At 69.5% G+C, this 14,866-nt stretch carries 13 protein-coding genes and 1 other RNA gene; 3 read left to right on the forward strand and 11 right to left on the reverse strand.

The window, feature by feature from the left end; genetic code table 11:
• Positions 1 to 17: 17 nt before the first annotated feature.
• From HNQ73_RS08680 to HNQ73_RS08700, 5 genes are read right to left on the reverse strand one after another with little or no spacing between them, the layout of a single operon-like run.
• Positions 18 to 320 carry an AzlD family protein gene (locus HNQ73_RS08680; protein ID WP_183334239.1) on the reverse strand — a complete coding sequence of 101 codons (303 nt, stop codon included), beginning with the start codon at positions 318 to 320 and terminating at the stop codon, positions 18 to 20.
• On the reverse strand, positions 317 to 1,048 hold the full coding sequence (locus tag HNQ73_RS08685) for an AzlC family ABC transporter permease (RefSeq protein WP_183334241.1): 732 nt from the start codon (positions 1,046 to 1,048) through the stop codon (positions 317 to 319). The genes HNQ73_RS08680 and HNQ73_RS08685 overlap by 4 nt, the downstream gene beginning before the upstream one ends.
• Positions 1,045 to 1,908 carry an AraC family transcriptional regulator gene (locus tag HNQ73_RS08690; RefSeq protein WP_183334243.1) on the reverse strand — a complete coding sequence of 288 codons (864 nt, stop codon included), beginning with the start codon at positions 1,906 to 1,908 and terminating at the stop codon, positions 1,045 to 1,047. The genes HNQ73_RS08685 and HNQ73_RS08690 overlap by 4 nt, the downstream gene beginning before the upstream one ends.
• A gap of 60 nt (positions 1,909 to 1,968) precedes the next feature.
• Entirely contained in the window at positions 1,969 to 2,271 is a 303-nt protein-coding gene (locus tag HNQ73_RS08695; protein ID WP_183334245.1) for an HlyU family transcriptional regulator, read from the reverse strand.
• 14 nt (positions 2,272 to 2,285) lie between these two features.
• Positions 2,286 to 4,679: an ATP-dependent helicase gene (locus tag HNQ73_RS08700; protein ID WP_183334247.1), complete on the reverse strand. Its 2,394-nt coding sequence runs from the start codon at positions 4,677 to 4,679 to the stop codon at positions 2,286 to 2,288.
• A gap of 125 nt (positions 4,680 to 4,804) precedes the next feature.
• Here HNQ73_RS08700 and HNQ73_RS08705 point away from each other — a divergent pair, with 125 nt between their 5' ends.
• On the forward strand, positions 4,805 to 5,065 hold the full coding sequence (locus HNQ73_RS08705) for a hypothetical protein (RefSeq protein WP_183334249.1): 261 nt from the start codon (positions 4,805 to 4,807) through the stop codon (positions 5,063 to 5,065).
• A 6-nt stretch (positions 5,066 to 5,071) separates the two neighbouring features.
• Here HNQ73_RS08705 and HNQ73_RS08710 read toward each other — a convergent pair whose 3' ends face one another.
• The gene (locus HNQ73_RS08710) at positions 5,072 to 5,623 is read right to left on the reverse strand and encodes a thioesterase family protein (protein WP_244649951.1); all 552 of its coding nucleotides are present in this window, start codon (positions 5,621 to 5,623) and stop codon (positions 5,072 to 5,074) included.
• Positions 5,624 to 5,803: 180 nt separating this feature from the next.
• On the opposite strand from HNQ73_RS08710, the gene HNQ73_RS08715 reads away from it, so the two are divergent.
• Positions 5,804 to 7,222: an FAD-binding oxidoreductase gene (locus HNQ73_RS08715; protein WP_183334251.1), complete on the forward strand. Its 1,419-nt coding sequence runs from the start codon at positions 5,804 to 5,806 to the stop codon at positions 7,220 to 7,222.
• 552 nt (positions 7,223 to 7,774) lie between these two features.
• Complete coding sequence (locus HNQ73_RS08720) at positions 7,775 to 11,515, forward strand: AsmA family protein (protein ID WP_183334253.1); 3,741 nt, start codon at positions 7,775 to 7,777, stop codon at positions 11,513 to 11,515.
• A gap of 3 nt (positions 11,516 to 11,518) precedes the next feature.
• Here the strand turns inward: HNQ73_RS08720 and HNQ73_RS08725 are convergent, their stop codons facing one another.
• The 5 genes from HNQ73_RS08725 to ssrA all read right to left on the reverse strand — a co-directional run bounded on the left by HNQ73_RS08725 (position 11,519) and on the right by ssrA (position 14,465).
• Positions 11,519 to 11,755 carry a ribbon-helix-helix domain-containing protein gene (locus tag HNQ73_RS08725; protein ID WP_183334255.1) on the reverse strand — a complete coding sequence of 79 codons (237 nt, stop codon included), beginning with the start codon at positions 11,753 to 11,755 and terminating at the stop codon, positions 11,519 to 11,521.
• On the reverse strand, positions 11,752 to 11,943 hold the full coding sequence (locus tag HNQ73_RS08730; protein ID WP_183334257.1) for a DUF4169 family protein: 192 nt from the start codon (positions 11,941 to 11,943) through the stop codon (positions 11,752 to 11,754). Before HNQ73_RS08730 ends, HNQ73_RS08725 begins: the two co-directional genes overlap by 4 nt.
• A gap of 10 nt (positions 11,944 to 11,953) precedes the next feature.
• Positions 11,954 to 13,381 carry a class II fumarate hydratase gene (gene fumC, locus HNQ73_RS08735; protein WP_183334259.1) on the reverse strand — a complete coding sequence of 476 codons (1,428 nt, stop codon included), beginning with the start codon at positions 13,379 to 13,381 and terminating at the stop codon, positions 11,954 to 11,956.
• 84 nt (positions 13,382 to 13,465) lie between these two features.
• Positions 13,466 to 14,068, reverse strand: a complete 603-nt coding sequence (locus HNQ73_RS08740; RefSeq protein ID WP_183334261.1) for an SspB family protein — start codon at positions 14,066 to 14,068, stop codon at positions 13,466 to 13,468.
• Positions 14,069 to 14,109: 41 nt separating this feature from the next.
• Positions 14,110 to 14,465, reverse strand: a transfer-messenger RNA (tmRNA) gene (gene ssrA / locus HNQ73_RS08745).
• Positions 14,466 to 14,866: the final 401 nt, after the last annotated feature.

Raw genomic sequence — 14,866 nt, forward strand, 5'->3', positions numbered from 1 at the left:
TAGAGCCGGATGCCGGCCTAGCCGGCCAGCATCCGCAGCAGGACCACGCTCGCGACGCCGACGGCCATGGTGGCGAGGAGCGGCAGGCGCGTCGCGACCGCGGCCGCCGCGAAGGCGGCGAGCGTCTCCGGCCAGCCGGTGGCGAGCGCGGTCGGCGCGATGACGGACACCAGCACCGCCGGCGGGATGGCGTCGAAGGCGGCCTTGGCGCGGCCGGAGAGGGCAAGCCGCCCGACGAGGAAGATGCCCGCGATGCGCGTGAGGTAGGTAACGGCCGCCATGGCCAGGATGGCGGCGAGCGTCGTCGGGTCGATGCTCATGCGGCCTCCGCGGCGTTGGTACCGGCGGGGGCGGCGACATAGGCGGCGGCGATGCCCGACAGCGCGCCGGCCGCCACGTGCCATGGCGGGCCGAAGGCGAGATAGATGGCGGCCGAGGCGGCCGCGCTCGCGCCGATGGCGGCGGCACTGACGCGGCCATTCCAGAAGCCGGCGACGAGGCCGATGAAGAGCGCCGTGAAGGCGAAATCGGCACCGATGCGCGAGGGATCGCCGAGGAACGAGCCGAGGATGGCCCCCGCCACCGTCGAGCCGACCCAGGACAGGGGCAAGAGCCCGGCGACGGCGAACCAGTAGGCGGGAGTGAGCGGCTGCTCCTTCGCCCGGCGCTCGGCGAGCGCCCAGGATTCGTCGGTGAGGAAGTAGAAGCCCGCGAGCTTCTGGCCGAGGGAGAAGCTGCGCATCTTGGGCGCCAGCGAGGCGCCCATCAGGATGTGACGGGCGTTGATGAGCAGTGTCGAGAAGACGAGCGTTGCGACAGGGACCGGCCAGGTCCACAGCTCGAGCGCGGCGAACTGGGCTCCGCCGGCGAAGACGAGAACGGACATGAGGCAGGCCTCGGCCGGGCTCAGCCCCTTGCCGGCGCACAGGGCGCCGAACAGGAGGCCGATGGGTGCGGCCGCCACCATCACCGGCATGATGTCGCGCACGCCGGCCGCGCGTTCGCGCGGCATGTCGAGCGGCGCGGAGGGCGCCAGGGGCTTGTTCATCGGGCAAAGGCCATTCGGTAGGCGCCGGGCGTGACGCCGCGGCGTGCCTTGAAGGCGCGGGTGAGATGGCTCTGGTCGGCGAAGCCGGTCGCCTGCGCCACCTCGGCGGGCGACAGGCCGGTGCGCAGCAGCGCCTCTGCGGCGTTGATGCGGCGGTTGACGAGGAAGGCGTGCGGCGTCATCCCCGTCTCGCGCGCGAAGGCGCGGATGAGATGGTGGCGCGACAGGCCGGCTTCCGCCGCCAGTTCCTCCAGGGTGAGGGGCTCGGCGAATCGCTCGGCAAGGAGCGTCCTGACGCGCGCGACGGGGCCGTGTTCCCGCCCGGGCTCGTGCGCAGGCAGGCGGGCGTGGCGCACGACGGCAAGGGACAGGAAGCGATAGAGGAGCTCGGCGCCCTTGAGCGCGTCGTCCCCCTCCTGCAGCGCAAGGTGCGCCTCCACGAAGAGGGAGAAGCCGGCCGGGTCCCGCACCACCGGCTCCGGGAAGTAGGGCGTGCCGAGGTTGGAGCGACCGCTCACCTCCACAGCGATGGTGCTCAGCGTCTCGATCGACGGGTAGCTCATGCGGTAGGCGTAGCCGCCGTCATAGGGGGCGCCGTCATGCACCTCGTGCGGGTTCATGAAGACCAGCTCGCCCGGCCCCGCATAGCCGCGGCCCCTGCGGCTCGAGAAGGTCTCGCAACCGGCGAGGACGGCGCCGACGGCATAGGTCTCGTGCGCGTGGGGGGCGTAGCGGTGCGAGCGGAACGTGGCGGTCAGGCATTCGAGGCCGCCGAAGGGCGCGGCTGCGAAGAAGCGCGCCCGCTCGTCCCGTGCGAGAGGCGTTGCCGCGACAGCCTGTTCCTGAGTCACCGTGTCCATACCGGCATCATACGCGAAAGCGTCCGCGGCCGGTCTTGAACAAAAGTGATGCGAACGATCTCAATCCCTGAAGAGGCGCTCGCCCTGCTCGTCGATGATCTGCCGGCCCTTGGTGAGCGCGAAGTTCTCCGCATCGCTGCGGCTGGCGTGGGTCTCCGCGCGCACGAAGCGGTACTGCTTCGTCTCGCCGTCGATATCCTTCTCGATGATGCCGGCGGTCTGGAACTGGTTGCCGGCGGGATAGGGGGCCGGGCGGATGCGGAAACCCTTGTATTCCACGGCTTCGCCCGCCGGCGCATCCTCGGCCGGGGCCTGGCGCCCGCCACCGAAGAGCCCACCCAGAAGTCCCTTCAAGAAGCTCATGGCTGATGTCCCCTTCAGCTGCCGCGTTCGACGAAACTGTCGAGCACCATTTTGCGGCCGGCCTTGTCGAAATCGACCGTGAGCTTGTTGCCGTCCACAGCCGCGACGGTGCCGGGCCCGAACTTGAGATGGAACACACGGTCGCCCGCGCTGAAGGACGAGGTCGTTCCGGTGGACTTGGCGACGAGTTCGCCCTCGATCATCAGCGGACCGCCGCGCCGGGCACCGGAGACGCGGCCCGCGGCGAAGTTGCCCGCGCCGCGCCCGCTGGCCCAGCCGGCGCTGTTGGCCTGCGCACGCTGCCAGCCGGGCGTCGCATAGGACGAGCGGAAGGGCTCGGCCATGTCGAAGCGGCTCTGGCCGTAGCTGCCATAGGTGTAGGCGACGGGCGCCTCTGTGATCTCGACGTTCTCCTCCGGCAGCTCGTCGATGAAACGGCTCGGAATGGTGGAGCTCCACAGGCCGTGGATGCGGCGGTTGGAGGCGAAGTAGAGCTTGGCTCGCCGCCGGGCCCGTGTGAGGCCGACATGGGCGAGACGCCGCTCCTCCTCGAGGCCGGCGCGGCCGTTCTCGTCGAGGGCGCGCTGGTTGGGAAACAGCCCTTCCTCCCAGCCGGGCAGGAAGACGGTGTCGAACTCGAGCCCCTTGGCAGCGTGCAGTGTCATGATACTGACGCGGTCATCGGTGTCGTTCTCGACCGCGTCCATGACGAGTGAGACATGCTCGAGGAAGCTCGGCAGGTCCGGGAATTCCTCGAGCGAGCGGATGAGTTCCTTGAGGTTCTCCAGCCGCCCGGCCGCCTCCGCCGAGCGGTCCTTCTGCCACATCTCGGTATAGCCGGACTCCTCCAGCACCATCTCGGCCAGCTCGGTGTGGGGCATGGTCTCCAGGCTCTGCGACCAGCGCGCGAAGCTGGCGAGGAGATCGCGCAGCGTCTTGCGCGCCTTCGGCTTCAGCTCCTCCGTCTCGACGATGAAGCGCGCCGCCTCCATGAGCGGGATGCGCGCTGCCCGCGCGTGGGCGTGCAGCACCTGGAGCGTTGCGTCGCCGAGACCGCGCTTGGGCGTGTTGAAGATGCGCTCGAAGGCGAGATCGTCCGCCGGCTGCACCACGCAGCGCAGATAGGCGAGGGCGTCGCGGATCTCCAGCCGCTCGTAGAAGCGCGGGCCGCCGATGACGCGATAGGGCAGGCCGAGCTGGACGAAACGGTCCTCGATCTCGCGCATCTGGGCCGAGATGCGCACCAGCACGGCCATCTCGGAGAGCGGGTGCCCCTTCCGGTGCAGCGCCTCGATCTCCTCGCCGATGAGGCGGGCCTCCTCCTCCGAGTCCCAGGCGCCGGTGATGGTCACCTTCTCGCCGGGCACGTCCTCGGTGCGCAGAGTCTTGCCGAGACGGCCCTCGTTGTGGGCGATGAGGTGGGACGCCGCGGCGAGGATGTGGCCGGTGGACCGATAGTTGCGCTCGAGCCGGACGACGGTGGCGCCGGGGAAGTCGTGCTCGAAGCGCAGGATGTTGTCCACCTCCGCGCCACGCCAGCCGTAGATGGACTGGTCGTCATCGCCGACGCAACAGAGGTTGCGGTGCGCCTGGGCGACGAGGCGCAGCCACAGGTACTGGGCGACGTTGGTGTCCTGGTACTCGTCGACGAGAATGTAGCGGAATCGCTGCTGGTAGTCGGCGAGGACGTCCGGGTGTTCCTGGAAGAGACGGATCGATTCCAGCAGCAGGTCACCGAAGTCGGCGGCGTTGAGGATCTTCAGCCGCTCCTGGTAGAGCGCATAGAGCTCCGCCCCGCGGCCATGGGCGAAGGCGGCGGCCTCGCCGTGTGGCACCTTCTGGGGCGTCAGGGCGCGGTTTTTCCAGCCGTCGATGAGGCCGGCGAGCTGGCGCGCCGGCCAGCGCTTGTCATCAATGCCTTCTGCCTGAAGCACCTGCTTCAGCAGGCGGATCTGGTCGTCGACGTCGAGGATGGTGAAGTCGGACCTGAGCCCCACAAGCTCGGCATGGCGGCGCAGGATCTTCGTGCCGATGGCGTGGAAGGTGCCGAGCCAGGGCATGCCTTCCGCCGCCGGGCCGACGAGATGGGCGACGCGCTCCTTCATCTCGCGCGCGGCCTTGTTGGTGAAGGTCACAGCGAGGATGCCGGACGGGCGCGCGAGCCCCGTGGCGATGAGATGGGCGATGCGCGTCGTCAGGACGCGCGTCTTACCCGTTCCGGCACCCGCGAGTACGAGGACGGGGCCCTCCGTTGCCTCGACGGCCCGGCGCTGTTCGTCGTTGAGGCCGGCCAGATAGGGGGCCGGTGCCGCAGCCGCACGCGCACGCGCGGCGAGGGAGCCGGGACGGGGCGTGTGGGCGAGATCGTCGGGGCCTGACGCAGGGCCCTGTGTGGGTACGCGAGTCATCGGTCGGACCATGGACCAAAAGGCGAACGGCGTCGAGTGTCAGGACGCTCGCCGGCCTAGGAGGGGCGGCATGCAGCCCCTATATAGGGGACATGACGGGAGGAATGGACAGGATGCCCCGCACGATGGTCTTGCATGTGCCGGCCCTTGGCGCCCTCGCAGCACTGGCAGCTGCGCTGGCCGGCCCGCTGCCGGCCTATGGCCAGGAAGGGGCGCTCAATCGTGTCGAGCGACAGTACCGCCAGTCCGACAGGGCCATCTCGCGCGAGCTGCAACGCTCGCAGGACCGGCTGCAGCAGCAGTTCGAGTTCAACCAGCTGCGCCAGCAGCAGCAGCTCGACCGCTTCCAGCAGCCGTTGAGAACCTTCGACTGCCCGCGCTGCTGAGTGTTGTCAGTGGCGCGTGCCGGCGGCGAGCTGTGGTTCAGGCTCGTCCTCGCCACGGCGAGGCATGGCGATGGCCTTGCCGGCATCCTGCGGATGCGGAAGGCGGGCATGCGCCGCGCGCATGACGGCGAGGTTCGCCAGGATGTCGGGCGGGAAGGGCGCCACCTTGCGCGTGGTCATGTCGACATGCAGCGACAAGTTTTCGCACGAGGCCGCGAGCCAGCCCTCGGCGGCGTGGTGCAGTTCCATGAAATAGTGGATGCGCTTGTCGTCGAAGGCAAGGAGCTGCAGCGTTACGCGAACCGGGTCGTTCTCGCGCAACTCGCGCCGGTAGCGGATGTGGCTCTCCACCACGAAGAAGGAGGCCTTGCGCTCCTCCACATAGTCGGGGCCGAGACCGACGAGGCCAAAGGCCTCGTCCACCGCCCGGTCGAAGAAGACGTTGTAGTAGGCGGCGTTCAGGTGGCCGTTGTAGTCGATCCAGTGCGCCTCCGCCCGCATGATCGAGGAGACGAAGGGGGCAAAGAACAGGGCCGGTGCTTCTGCCGGGTTACGCAAGGAACCTCTCCGGATCGTGCTGGCCGGGGCCGCAACTCGCCCCTGCGCCAAGTTTAAGCATTCCAGTCTGAATGCAAACCTAATGAAACGCGTCGCCTTGCGACGAATGCGCACTTGTGCGCCGCGCGCGGGCATAGAAGATGCGCTCCACCTTCTGATCAACAGCCCGAGGATTCGCGCATGACCACCGCCGCAGAACGGCCGGCAAGGCCCGACGGGACGACCGTGGCGGCCGTCGTTGCCGCTCTCACCCAGCGTTTCGGCAATCGCCTCGTCACGAGCAAGGCCGTGCGCGAGCAGCATGGCCACACCCTCACCTGGATTCCGAACCAGCCGCCGGATGCGGTGGTCTTCCCGGAGAGCAGTGAGGAAGTGGCGGAGATCGTGCGCATCTGTGCCGCCCATCGCATGCCCGTCATCCCCTTCGGCACGGGCACCTCGCTCGAGGGTCACGTCAACGCGCCCTACGGTGGCGTGTCGATCGACATGAGCCGTATGAAGCGCATCATCGCCGTCCACGCCGAAGACCTCGACTGTACGGTGGAGGCGGGCGTCACGCGCAAGGAACTCAACGAGCACCTGCGCGACCAGGGGCTGTTCTTTCCCATCGATCCGGGGGCGGATGCCTCCCTCGGCGGCATGGCGGCGACGCGGGCCTCCGGCACCAACGCCGTCCGCTACGGCACGATGAAGGACAACGTGCTGGCGCTGAAGGTGGTCACGCCGGCGGGCGAGATCGTGAAGACGTCGACCCGCGCCCGCAAGACCTCGGCGGGGTACGACCTCACGCGGCTCTTCGTGGGGTCGGAGGGAACGCTCGGCGTCATTACCGAGCTGACGCTGCGGCTCGCCGGCATTCCCGAGGCGATGTCGGCCGGGGTCTGCCCGTTCCCCTCCGTGAAGGCGGCCTGCGACGCCGTCATCGCCACCATCCAGATGGGGCTGCCGGTGGCGCGCATCGAGCTTCTCGACGAGGTGATGATCCGCGGCGTCAACCTGCACGCCAAGCTCGGCCTGCCGGAGACGCCGATGCTGTTCGTGGAGTTCCACGGCACGGAGGCGAGCGTGAAGGAACAGGCGGAGCGCTTCGGCGAGATCGCGGCGGAGTTCGGGGGCGGGGACTTCCAGTGGGCGACCCAGCCGGAGGACCGCTCCCGCCTGTGGCAGGCGCGGCATGATGCGTACTGGGCGGCGCTGGCCCTGCGGCCCGGCGCCCGCTCCGTCGCCACGGATGTTTGCGTGCCGATCTCGCGCCTCGCCGAATGCGTGGACGAAACCAAGCGGGACATCGAGGCGAGCGGCCTCATCGCGCCGATCGCCGGCCACGTGGGCGACGGCAACTTCCACTGCCAGCCTCTCCTCGACCTCGACAACAGGGAGGAGGTGGAGCGGGTGAAGGGCTTCATCGACAGGCTCGTGCGCCGCGCCATCTCCATGGGCGGAACCTGCACCGGCGAGCACGGCGTGGGCCAGAAGAAGATCGCCTATCTTCTCGACGAGCACGGTGCACCGGCAATCTCGCTGATGCACACCCTCAAGGCCGCCCTCGACCCGCTCAAGATCATGAATCCGGGCAAGCTGCTGCCGCCGCTTCCTTGAGAATGGCGGGCGGAGACGCGAGCGGTGTCTCCGCCCATGCGCCGGACGATCGCGAATGGAGGGCTCCGCGTTCGGCAATGTTCACGGGCCGTCCGGTTGGGCCAAGGCGGCGTGCATTCCCGTCGGCCTCCTTCGAGCAAGACCGTTTCAGATGCCGCGGGTTCCTGGAAGCAGCAGGCTCTCGGCGTCGCCGGATCCCCGGGCCGCGTTCACCGCGTTGTCGCACCCTGTGCCTCGAGGACATGAGGCGGCATCTTACGCCGGCCATCACCCGCGGCCAGATCAAGTTCTCCGCGACGGCGGCCTGCCCCGCGCCTTTGCACCTGGGCCTGTCTGAACGCGCAAAGCCGTCGTGGGGAGGGAGGCGGCCCAGCGGTGGCTGCCGGAAGGCGCTCACCGAGTTGCTGGGGAGCGCACCGTCCATTGAGCTTGTCAAGCTGTCGTGCCAGAGATGAAGGGCCGAGCCACGGTTGGCGACGCAGGGCTCGCCACAGCCGTGCCGTCAATTCCGTTAGAGTGAGGTGAAATCTCGATCAGCCGAGCCGAACGAGCGTGCGCGACTTCCTGACGGTCATTGCCATCCTCATCATCCTCGTGTTGAGCGCGGCTCTCGCGGTGCCCTATTTCATCGACTGGGAGGCGCGCCGCGGCCAGGTGGAGAGCGTGCTCGGCGAGGCGCTGGGCCTTCCTGTGCATACGGGCGGGGCCATCGAGCTGCGCCTGTTGCCGACGCCGGAGATCATGCTGAGCGACGTGAGTCTGGGCGAGAGCGGCGGGGCACGCCTCACTGCCCGGAGCGTCTCGGTCGAGGTCGCGCCCATGCCGCTCGTCAAGGGCGAGGTGCGCGTGATCGAGGCCGCGCTGGATGCGCCCGTGCTCACGGTGCGGGTCGGCGAGGACGGGGCGCTCGCCGTACCGCGCCCGCGTTCCATTTCCGCGGCCAACGTGGAGATCGCCATCGAACGTCTTGGCATCTCGCGCGGCGAGATCCGCGTGGAGGATGCGGCCGGCAGCGAGATCGCGCGCATCGGCGGCATCGAGGCCGAGGTCGTGGCGGCGAGTCTCGCCGGGCCCTGGCGCATCGAGGGCGAAGCGCAGGGCGTGCCGCTGCGCATCGCGACCGGGGTGCGCGAGGCCGGCGGCGACATGCGGCTCAAGGCCGTTCTCGGCCATGCGGGAGAAAGCCATCTCGACATCGACGGCGCGTTGAAACTCACCAACGAACCCGGCCGAGGGTTGCTGCCCCGTCTCGCGGCCGCGGTGCGCTACACCGAGCCGTTACCCGGCGCAGGCCCTGAGCCGCGCCAGCTGGCCCTTGCCGGCACCGTCGAGGGCGATGTCCGCAGCCTTACGGTGCGCGATCTCGGGCTCGACCTGACGCACGGGGAAGGCGGCAAGGATCTTGCGCTGACGGGCACGGCGACACTGACGCTCGCCGGCCGCCCGTCCTTGCAGGCGAGTCTTGGCGGCCGGCGCGTCGACCTCGACGGGCTGCGCGAGCGGGTAGGCGAGGCCGCCTTCGGGCTGCGGGCATCGGCCTTGCTTGACCGGCTGCCGATGGGCCTCGACCTCTCGCTCGAGACCCTGGTCGTGGAGGGGGAGGAGTTCGGCCCGCTGACGGCCGCGCTGCACCGGGATGGGGACGTGCTCGCCCTGTCCCGCTTCGACCTCGGCCTGCCGGGAGAGACGCGCATCGCAGGGCGAGGCGAGGGGCTCGTTCCCTCCGGTGAGCGCCGGGACGATCTCGCCGGGACCGGCTCGGTCTCGCTCAACATCGGCCAGCCGCTCGTGCTGGCGCGCGCCCTGGTCCGCATGGGCGTGCCGCAATCCTTCGCCGAGGCCCTGGCGGGTCTGCCTGGGCTCGCCGCAAGTGCGGAGCTGGCCCTCGATCACGGCAGCATCGCCGCGCGCAACATCACCGTGAAGGCGGGCGAATCCGAGGTCGGTGGCGCGATCCGCTTCCTGCCCGCCGACGGCAACGGCGGGCGCCCGCGCTACGAGGCGGAGGTGAACGCCCGCGGCGTCGACATCACGGATCTGCCGCGCCTCGACGGGCTGCTGGCGCTCGCCTCCGGCGCCGACATCGGCCTGTCGCTCGATGCGCGCGACCTCCGCATCGGCCAGGCCGGTGGTGACGCGCTCGGCCGGCTCAGCGCGCTGGTGGAGGCCGGGTCGCAGGGCATCGTCGTCGAATATCTCAACGCCTCGGGCTTCGGCGGGGCGCAGATCGAGGCGCAGGGGCGCATCGATGCCGCGGGCGGACGCCTTGGGGCGACCATCGACGCCGAGCACCCGCAGCCGCTCGCGCAGCTTGCGGCGCGCTTCCTGCCGGCGCGCGCCGGGGCGGCGCTGACCCGCGCTGTCGCCGATGGCGGTGCGCTCCATCTCACGCTCGAGGCAGGGCGCGTGGATGCCGGGGCGCCGCTCTTTGTCAAGGCGAGCGGCAAGATTGGTCAGACCGCCGTCGAGATGGGCCTGTCACTGCCGCCTGCCGCCGGCGTGGGGGCGGAGCTCGACGTCAGCCTGACGGCTGGCGACGGAGCGCAGCTGCTCGGCCAGCTCGGCTTCGACGTTCTGCCGCTGCCGGATGGCGAGGGGGGACGGCTGTCGCTGCGGGCTCGCGGGCCCTCGCTCGACGACATGGCCGGACGTTTCTCGCTGGCAGCGGCCGGCGCCAGCCTGAGCGGCGAGGGAACCTTCAGCTTTTCCGAGGCGCGGCCGCTCTTCGCGGGCCGGGTGACGATGACGGCGGGCGACCTCGGCCGCCTCGCGGAGGTGATGACGAGGCCGCTGCCAGGCGGTGGGGCGCTGCCCCTCGAGCTTCAGGCGGATGCGACGTTCGGCAGCCATGGGCTGTCGTTGGTCAATCTCTCCGCGACGGCCGGCGGTATGCCGCTGCAGGGCCGCCTGACCTTCGGGGAGGACGGGCGCGTTGAGGGCGCCATCCGCTTCGAGCGGCTGGCGCTCGCCGATGTGGCCGCGCTCGCCCTCGGGCCTCTGCCGATCGCGCCGGAAGGGCGGGCCTGGTCCGGTGAGCGTTTTGCCGCCGCCGCTCCTCCCGTCGATGGCGTCCTGACGCTGTCCGTTGATAGCCTGAGCCTTTCGCCCCGGCTTGCCCTGAGCGACGCGGCGCTGCGGCTGTCGTTGCAGCCGGCTGGCCTCGCCATCGACGAGCTCGCCGGTGAACTCTCCGGTGGCCGGATCGAGGGCAACCTCTCGATCCGCCGCGAAGGGTCACTCGCCGTGCTCTCGGCGCGCGGCAGGTTCACAGCCATCCCCCTGTCGAGCCTTGCCGGAGGCGCCCTCACCGGCACGCTGAGCGGCGACTTCGAGGTTGGCACGGCGGGCGAGAGCCCGGCGCAGCTGATGGCCAACCTCGCCGGCGGCGCAACCGTGTCGGTGGCGAACACGTCGCTGCCGGGGCTCGATCCTTCCGCCCTCGCGCGCATGGTTTCGCAGGCGCTCGCCGCCGAGACGCTGCGGCCGGACCTGCCGGCGGTGACGGCCGCTCTCGCGGCGGAACTGGACAAGGGGGCATGGCCGGTGCCGCAGATTGCCGGTCCGGCCAGCCTTGCAGGCGGCATCCTGCGCTTCGGTCCGCTGACGCTGCCGGCGCAGCCGGGTACGGCGGAAGGATCGCTCTCCGGCACGCTCGATCTGCGCAGCCTCGCCATCGACCTCAGGGCGACGGTCGTCACCGCGACATCGCCGAAGGGCTGGTCCGGCCCGCCGCCGCAGGCCACGGTCATCTGGTCAGGTCCGCTCGACGCGCCGGCGCGCAGCCTCGACGCGGGCGGTCTCGCCAACGGTCTCGCCGCCATCGGCATTGTGCGCGAGCTGGAGCGCATCGAGGCGATGGAGGCGGATGCACGCGAGCGCGCTTTCCATAATCGGCGCCTCCGGGCGGAGCGGGAGCAGCGCGCCCGTGAGGCGGAGCGTCGCGCGGCCGAGGAAGCGCGGCGGCGCGAGGAGGAGGCGAGGCGGCAGCAGGAGCTGCAACGCCAGGAGGATCGCAGGCGGCTCGAGGAGCTGCTGCGTGAGGACAGCGGGCAGCAGGGGCCGTTGCCGGCGCCGGCCGACACGCCGTCCCGGCTGCTGCCGCAGTCGCAGGAGGGGCTCGCTCCGAGGCCGCTTCAGCTCCCAGCCATCCACCACCTGCCGGAGCTTGTGCCCAATGGTGCGCAGCGGCCGTCGATGTCGCCGACGGGTGGCGGACAGGACTCCGGAGCGGCGAGGCCCTCGTCCCGCCCGCCCGCAGGCCCGCCTCTCGACATCCGGCCGACGATCCGCTGACGTTCAGCCGCGCGGGGCCGAGCGCACGTAGGCGAGCACGGCGACCCGGATGGCCGAGGACAGGTTCTGCTCGCCGCGCGTTTCGTCGATCGCCGCCACGGCCCTGGCGATGGAGATGCCGCGCGCCGCGGCCATCTCCTTGAGCGCCTCCCAGAAGGGCTCCTCCAGCGACACGCTCGTCCTGTGGCCGGCGATGACCAGCGATCGCTTGACGATGCCGGCGCGGCCGGGTGGCGTCATGCTTCCTCGCCGGGCGTCTCGCGGCGATGGCCCTCATGGATGCGGGCGGCCCGCTCCAGCTCGCGCTCCATCTTGAGACGCTCGGCCTTCGGCCGGCCGAAGCGGGCGCGGTTGGCCTCGGCCTCGGCCTCCTTGAGCTTGCGGGCCCTGGCCTTGCGGGCCATGCGCAGGTTCACGATGTCGGCCATACGGTTCTCCTCAGCGCGGGCCGAGCATGCCAGCCGGATCGACCCAGCGGTCGAAGTCCTCGGCGCTGACGAGGCCGGAGGCGATGGCTTCCTCCCGCAGCGTCGTGCCGTTGTGGTGGGCTGCCTTGGCGATCTTCGCTGCATTGTCGTAGCCGATGTGCGGCGCGAGCGCCGTGACCAGCATCAGCGAGCGGCTCATCAGCTCGCCGATGCGTGCCTCGTTGGCCTTGATGCCGGCGACGCAGTTGTCGGCGAAGCTCCTCGCCGCATCGCCCAGAAGGCGGATGGACTGCAGCAGCGCGTGGGCGATGACCGGCTTGAAGACGTTGAGCTCGAAGTGCCCCTGGCTCGCGGCGAAGGTGACGGTGGTGTTGTTGCCGAGCACCTGGGCGCAGACCATGGTCATCGCCTCGGCCTGGGTGGGGTTGACCTTGCCGGGCATGATGGAGGAACCGGGCTCGTTCTCGGGCAGCGACAGCTCGCCAAGGCCCGAGCGCGGGCCCGAGCCGAGCAGGCGGATGTCGTTGGCGATCTTGAACAGGGCTGTCGCTGTGCTGGCCAGGGCGCCGTGCGCGAAGACGGCGGCCTCATGGCCGGCGAGGGCGGCGAACTTGTTGGGCGCCGAGGTGAAGGCGAGCCCCGTCCGCTCGGCGACGCGCGCCGCGAAACGGGTGGCGAACTCACGATGGGCATTGAGGCCGGTGCCGACGGCCGTGCCTCCCTGGGCGAGCGCGAGAAGGCCCGGCAGGGCCGCACGGATCTGGTCCGTGGCGAGCGCGATCTGCGCCGCATAGCCGGAGAATTCCTGGCCGAGGGTAACGGGCGTCGCATCCTGAAGGTGGGTCCGGCCGATCTTGATGATTCCGGCGAACTCCCGGGCCTTGGCGTCGATGGCCGCGCCGAGGTGGCCGAGGGCGGGCAGCAGGTGGCGCTCGATCTCGGTGGCGGCGGCGATGTGGATGGCCGTCGGGAAGGTGTCGTTGGACGACTGGCCGAGATTGACGTGATCGTTGGGGTGGACGGGGCTCTTGCCGCCGCGCCCCGCGCCGAGGATCTCGTTGGCCCGGCCCGCGATCACCTCGTTGACGTTCATGTTCGTCTGGGTGCCGGAGCCGGTCTGCCAGACGACGAGGGGGAACTCCCCGTCGTGTTTGCCCGCGAGGATCTCGTCGGCGGCGGTGATGATGGCCTCGGCGAGGCGCGGCTCGAGCAGGCCGAGCTCCCTGTTGACCTCGGCAGCGACACGCTTGATGAGGGCGAGCGCGCGGATGAGTGGTACCGGCATGCGCTCGCCGCCGATGCGGAAGTTCTGGCGTGAGCGCTGGGTCTGGGCACCCCAGTACCGGTCCGCGGGCACGTCAATGGGGCCGAAGCTGTCCTGCTCCTGCCGGACGTTTCCGCTCTCGGCCTCGGTCGTCGTTCCGGATGCATCGGACATGGCAGTCCCTTTCATCTCGAGAGCCAACCGGCACAGGCCGAGTCGCCGCGAACCGACGAGAGCGGGCGGCGGGAAAGTCCTGTGTCAGGTCTTCTTGCGGAAGGCGTCGAGGCTGACCACCTGGGCGCCCTTGCTGTCCGCACGGTTGTCGGGCCGGCGCTCCTCGGCAGACGGGGCAGAGGCCGCAACCGGCTCCTTTGCAGCGGGCTCCTCCCCAGCCGGAGCCTCCATCCTGGTCGCCGGGGCCGCCGCCTCGGCAGGCTCGTGATGGGTCTCGTGCGCCTCGGCAGCAGAGGAGGCGCCCGTGGCGGCTTCCGCCTCGCCAGCCTCGCCATCCTGGCCGAACTTGAGACCGAACTGGACGGACGGGTCGTAGAAGCCGACCACCGCATCGAAGGGGATCAGCAGCTTCTCGGGCACGCCCTGGAAGGACAGGCCGACTTCGAAGGCCTGCTCCGTCACGGAGAGATCCCAGAACTGGTGCTGGAGCACGATCGTCATCTCGTGCGGGTAGCGTTCCCGCTGGCGGCTCGACAGACGCACGCCCGGATGGTCGGTGCGGAAGGAGATATAGAAATAGTGATCGCCGGGCAGGCCGTCGCGCTCGGCATCGGCCAGCAGTTTGCGCACGACGCCCCTGAGCGCCTCCTGGACGAGCAGGTCGTAGCGGATGAGATCCTTCGCCATGTGTTCTGGAGCGATGCCTTCTAGCCGGCGATTGACGAGAAAGTGGAGGCTTCTGTTGCCAGGTGCCTCCGAACCCCGCCTGCCGGGGCTAACCGGCAGGACTTTGGATCGGTTGCCTAAGCTGCATTACGCAGCCGCGGCGACCGGAGCATAGTTGTCGTTGGCAACTATAAGTTCGGCCCGATAACGGCGGAACCATGCCGGGCGAAAGCGCATCCTTTACACCCTCGTCGATCCTATTTCGCCCCCGCCGAAACGCGAGGCCCGCCCGCGTTTTGGTGGAGGCGCCGGGTACCGCCCCCGGGTCCGATGGGTTTATTGCGATGGCCATTTATCGCCATAGCCGCCTTGCGGCGGCACCCAGAATATAGGGGCCTTCTCCGCCCGATGGAAGGCCTCGTCCGCCATTCTCGCGCAGTTGCCGACAGGCACCGAAGGGGCGGGCGATGCGCCGCTGCAGCGGCCATTTTTCTGCGCCCGCCGGAGCAGGAATGCGTCTGAAGGATACCAAGATGCGGACGTTAAATATATGTATCAGCGTGTATATTTATAGATAAAATATGCTTATGTGCGTTAGTGCATATTGACATGTAGTGTACATGAAGGATTATCTGGGTTCCGTCCGGTTTTCCGTGTGTATATTAAAATAATGATAACCTTGTGTTTACATGCGGGCCGGAGCGTTGTCGTGGCGGCCACCTCGGATGATGTCCCGGGGCGTGGTGTAGCAGGATAGCGTCGGTCACCAGTGTTTTTCCGGTAGGGTCGGGTTGTTCAAGCTCAACCTGATGGAAAGTC

Source organism: Chelatococcus composti, assembly GCF_014201415.1.
Taxonomy (GTDB): domain Bacteria; phylum Pseudomonadota; class Alphaproteobacteria; order Rhizobiales; family Beijerinckiaceae; genus Chelatococcus_A; species Chelatococcus_A composti.

Bases quoted from the DNA above. Each gene is read 5' to 3' on its own strand.
- HNQ73_RS08680 (WP_183334239.1), bottom strand. From the start codon at position 320: ATGAGCATCGACCCGACGACGCTCGCCGCCATCCTGGCCATGGCGGCC.
- HNQ73_RS08685 (WP_183334241.1), bottom strand. From the start codon at position 1,048: ATGAACAAGCCCCTGGCGCCCTCCGCGCCGCTCGACATGCCGCGCGAA.
- HNQ73_RS08690 (WP_183334243.1), bottom strand. From the start codon at position 1,908: ATGGACACGGTGACTCAGGAACAGGCTGTCGCGGCAACGCCTCTCGCA.
- HNQ73_RS08695 (WP_183334245.1), bottom strand. From the start codon at position 2,271: ATGAGCTTCTTGAAGGGACTTCTGGGTGGGCTCTTCGGTGGCGGGCGC.
- HNQ73_RS08700 (WP_183334247.1), bottom strand. From the start codon at position 4,679: ATGACTCGCGTACCCACACAGGGCCCTGCGTCAGGCCCCGACGATCTC.
- HNQ73_RS08705 (WP_183334249.1), top strand. From the start codon at position 4,805: ATGGTCTTGCATGTGCCGGCCCTTGGCGCCCTCGCAGCACTGGCAGCT.
- HNQ73_RS08715 (WP_183334251.1), top strand. From the start codon at position 5,804: ATGACCACCGCCGCAGAACGGCCGGCAAGGCCCGACGGGACGACCGTG.
- HNQ73_RS08725 (WP_183334255.1), bottom strand. From the start codon at position 11,755: ATGACGCCACCCGGCCGCGCCGGCATCGTCAAGCGATCGCTGGTCATC.
- HNQ73_RS08730 (WP_183334257.1), bottom strand. From the start codon at position 11,943: ATGGCCGACATCGTGAACCTGCGCATGGCCCGCAAGGCCAGGGCCCGC.
- fumC (WP_183334259.1), bottom strand. From the start codon at position 13,381: ATGTCCGATGCATCCGGAACGACGACCGAGGCCGAGAGCGGAAACGTC.
- HNQ73_RS08740 (WP_183334261.1), bottom strand. From the start codon at position 14,068: ATGGCGAAGGATCTCATCCGCTACGACCTGCTCGTCCAGGAGGCGCTC.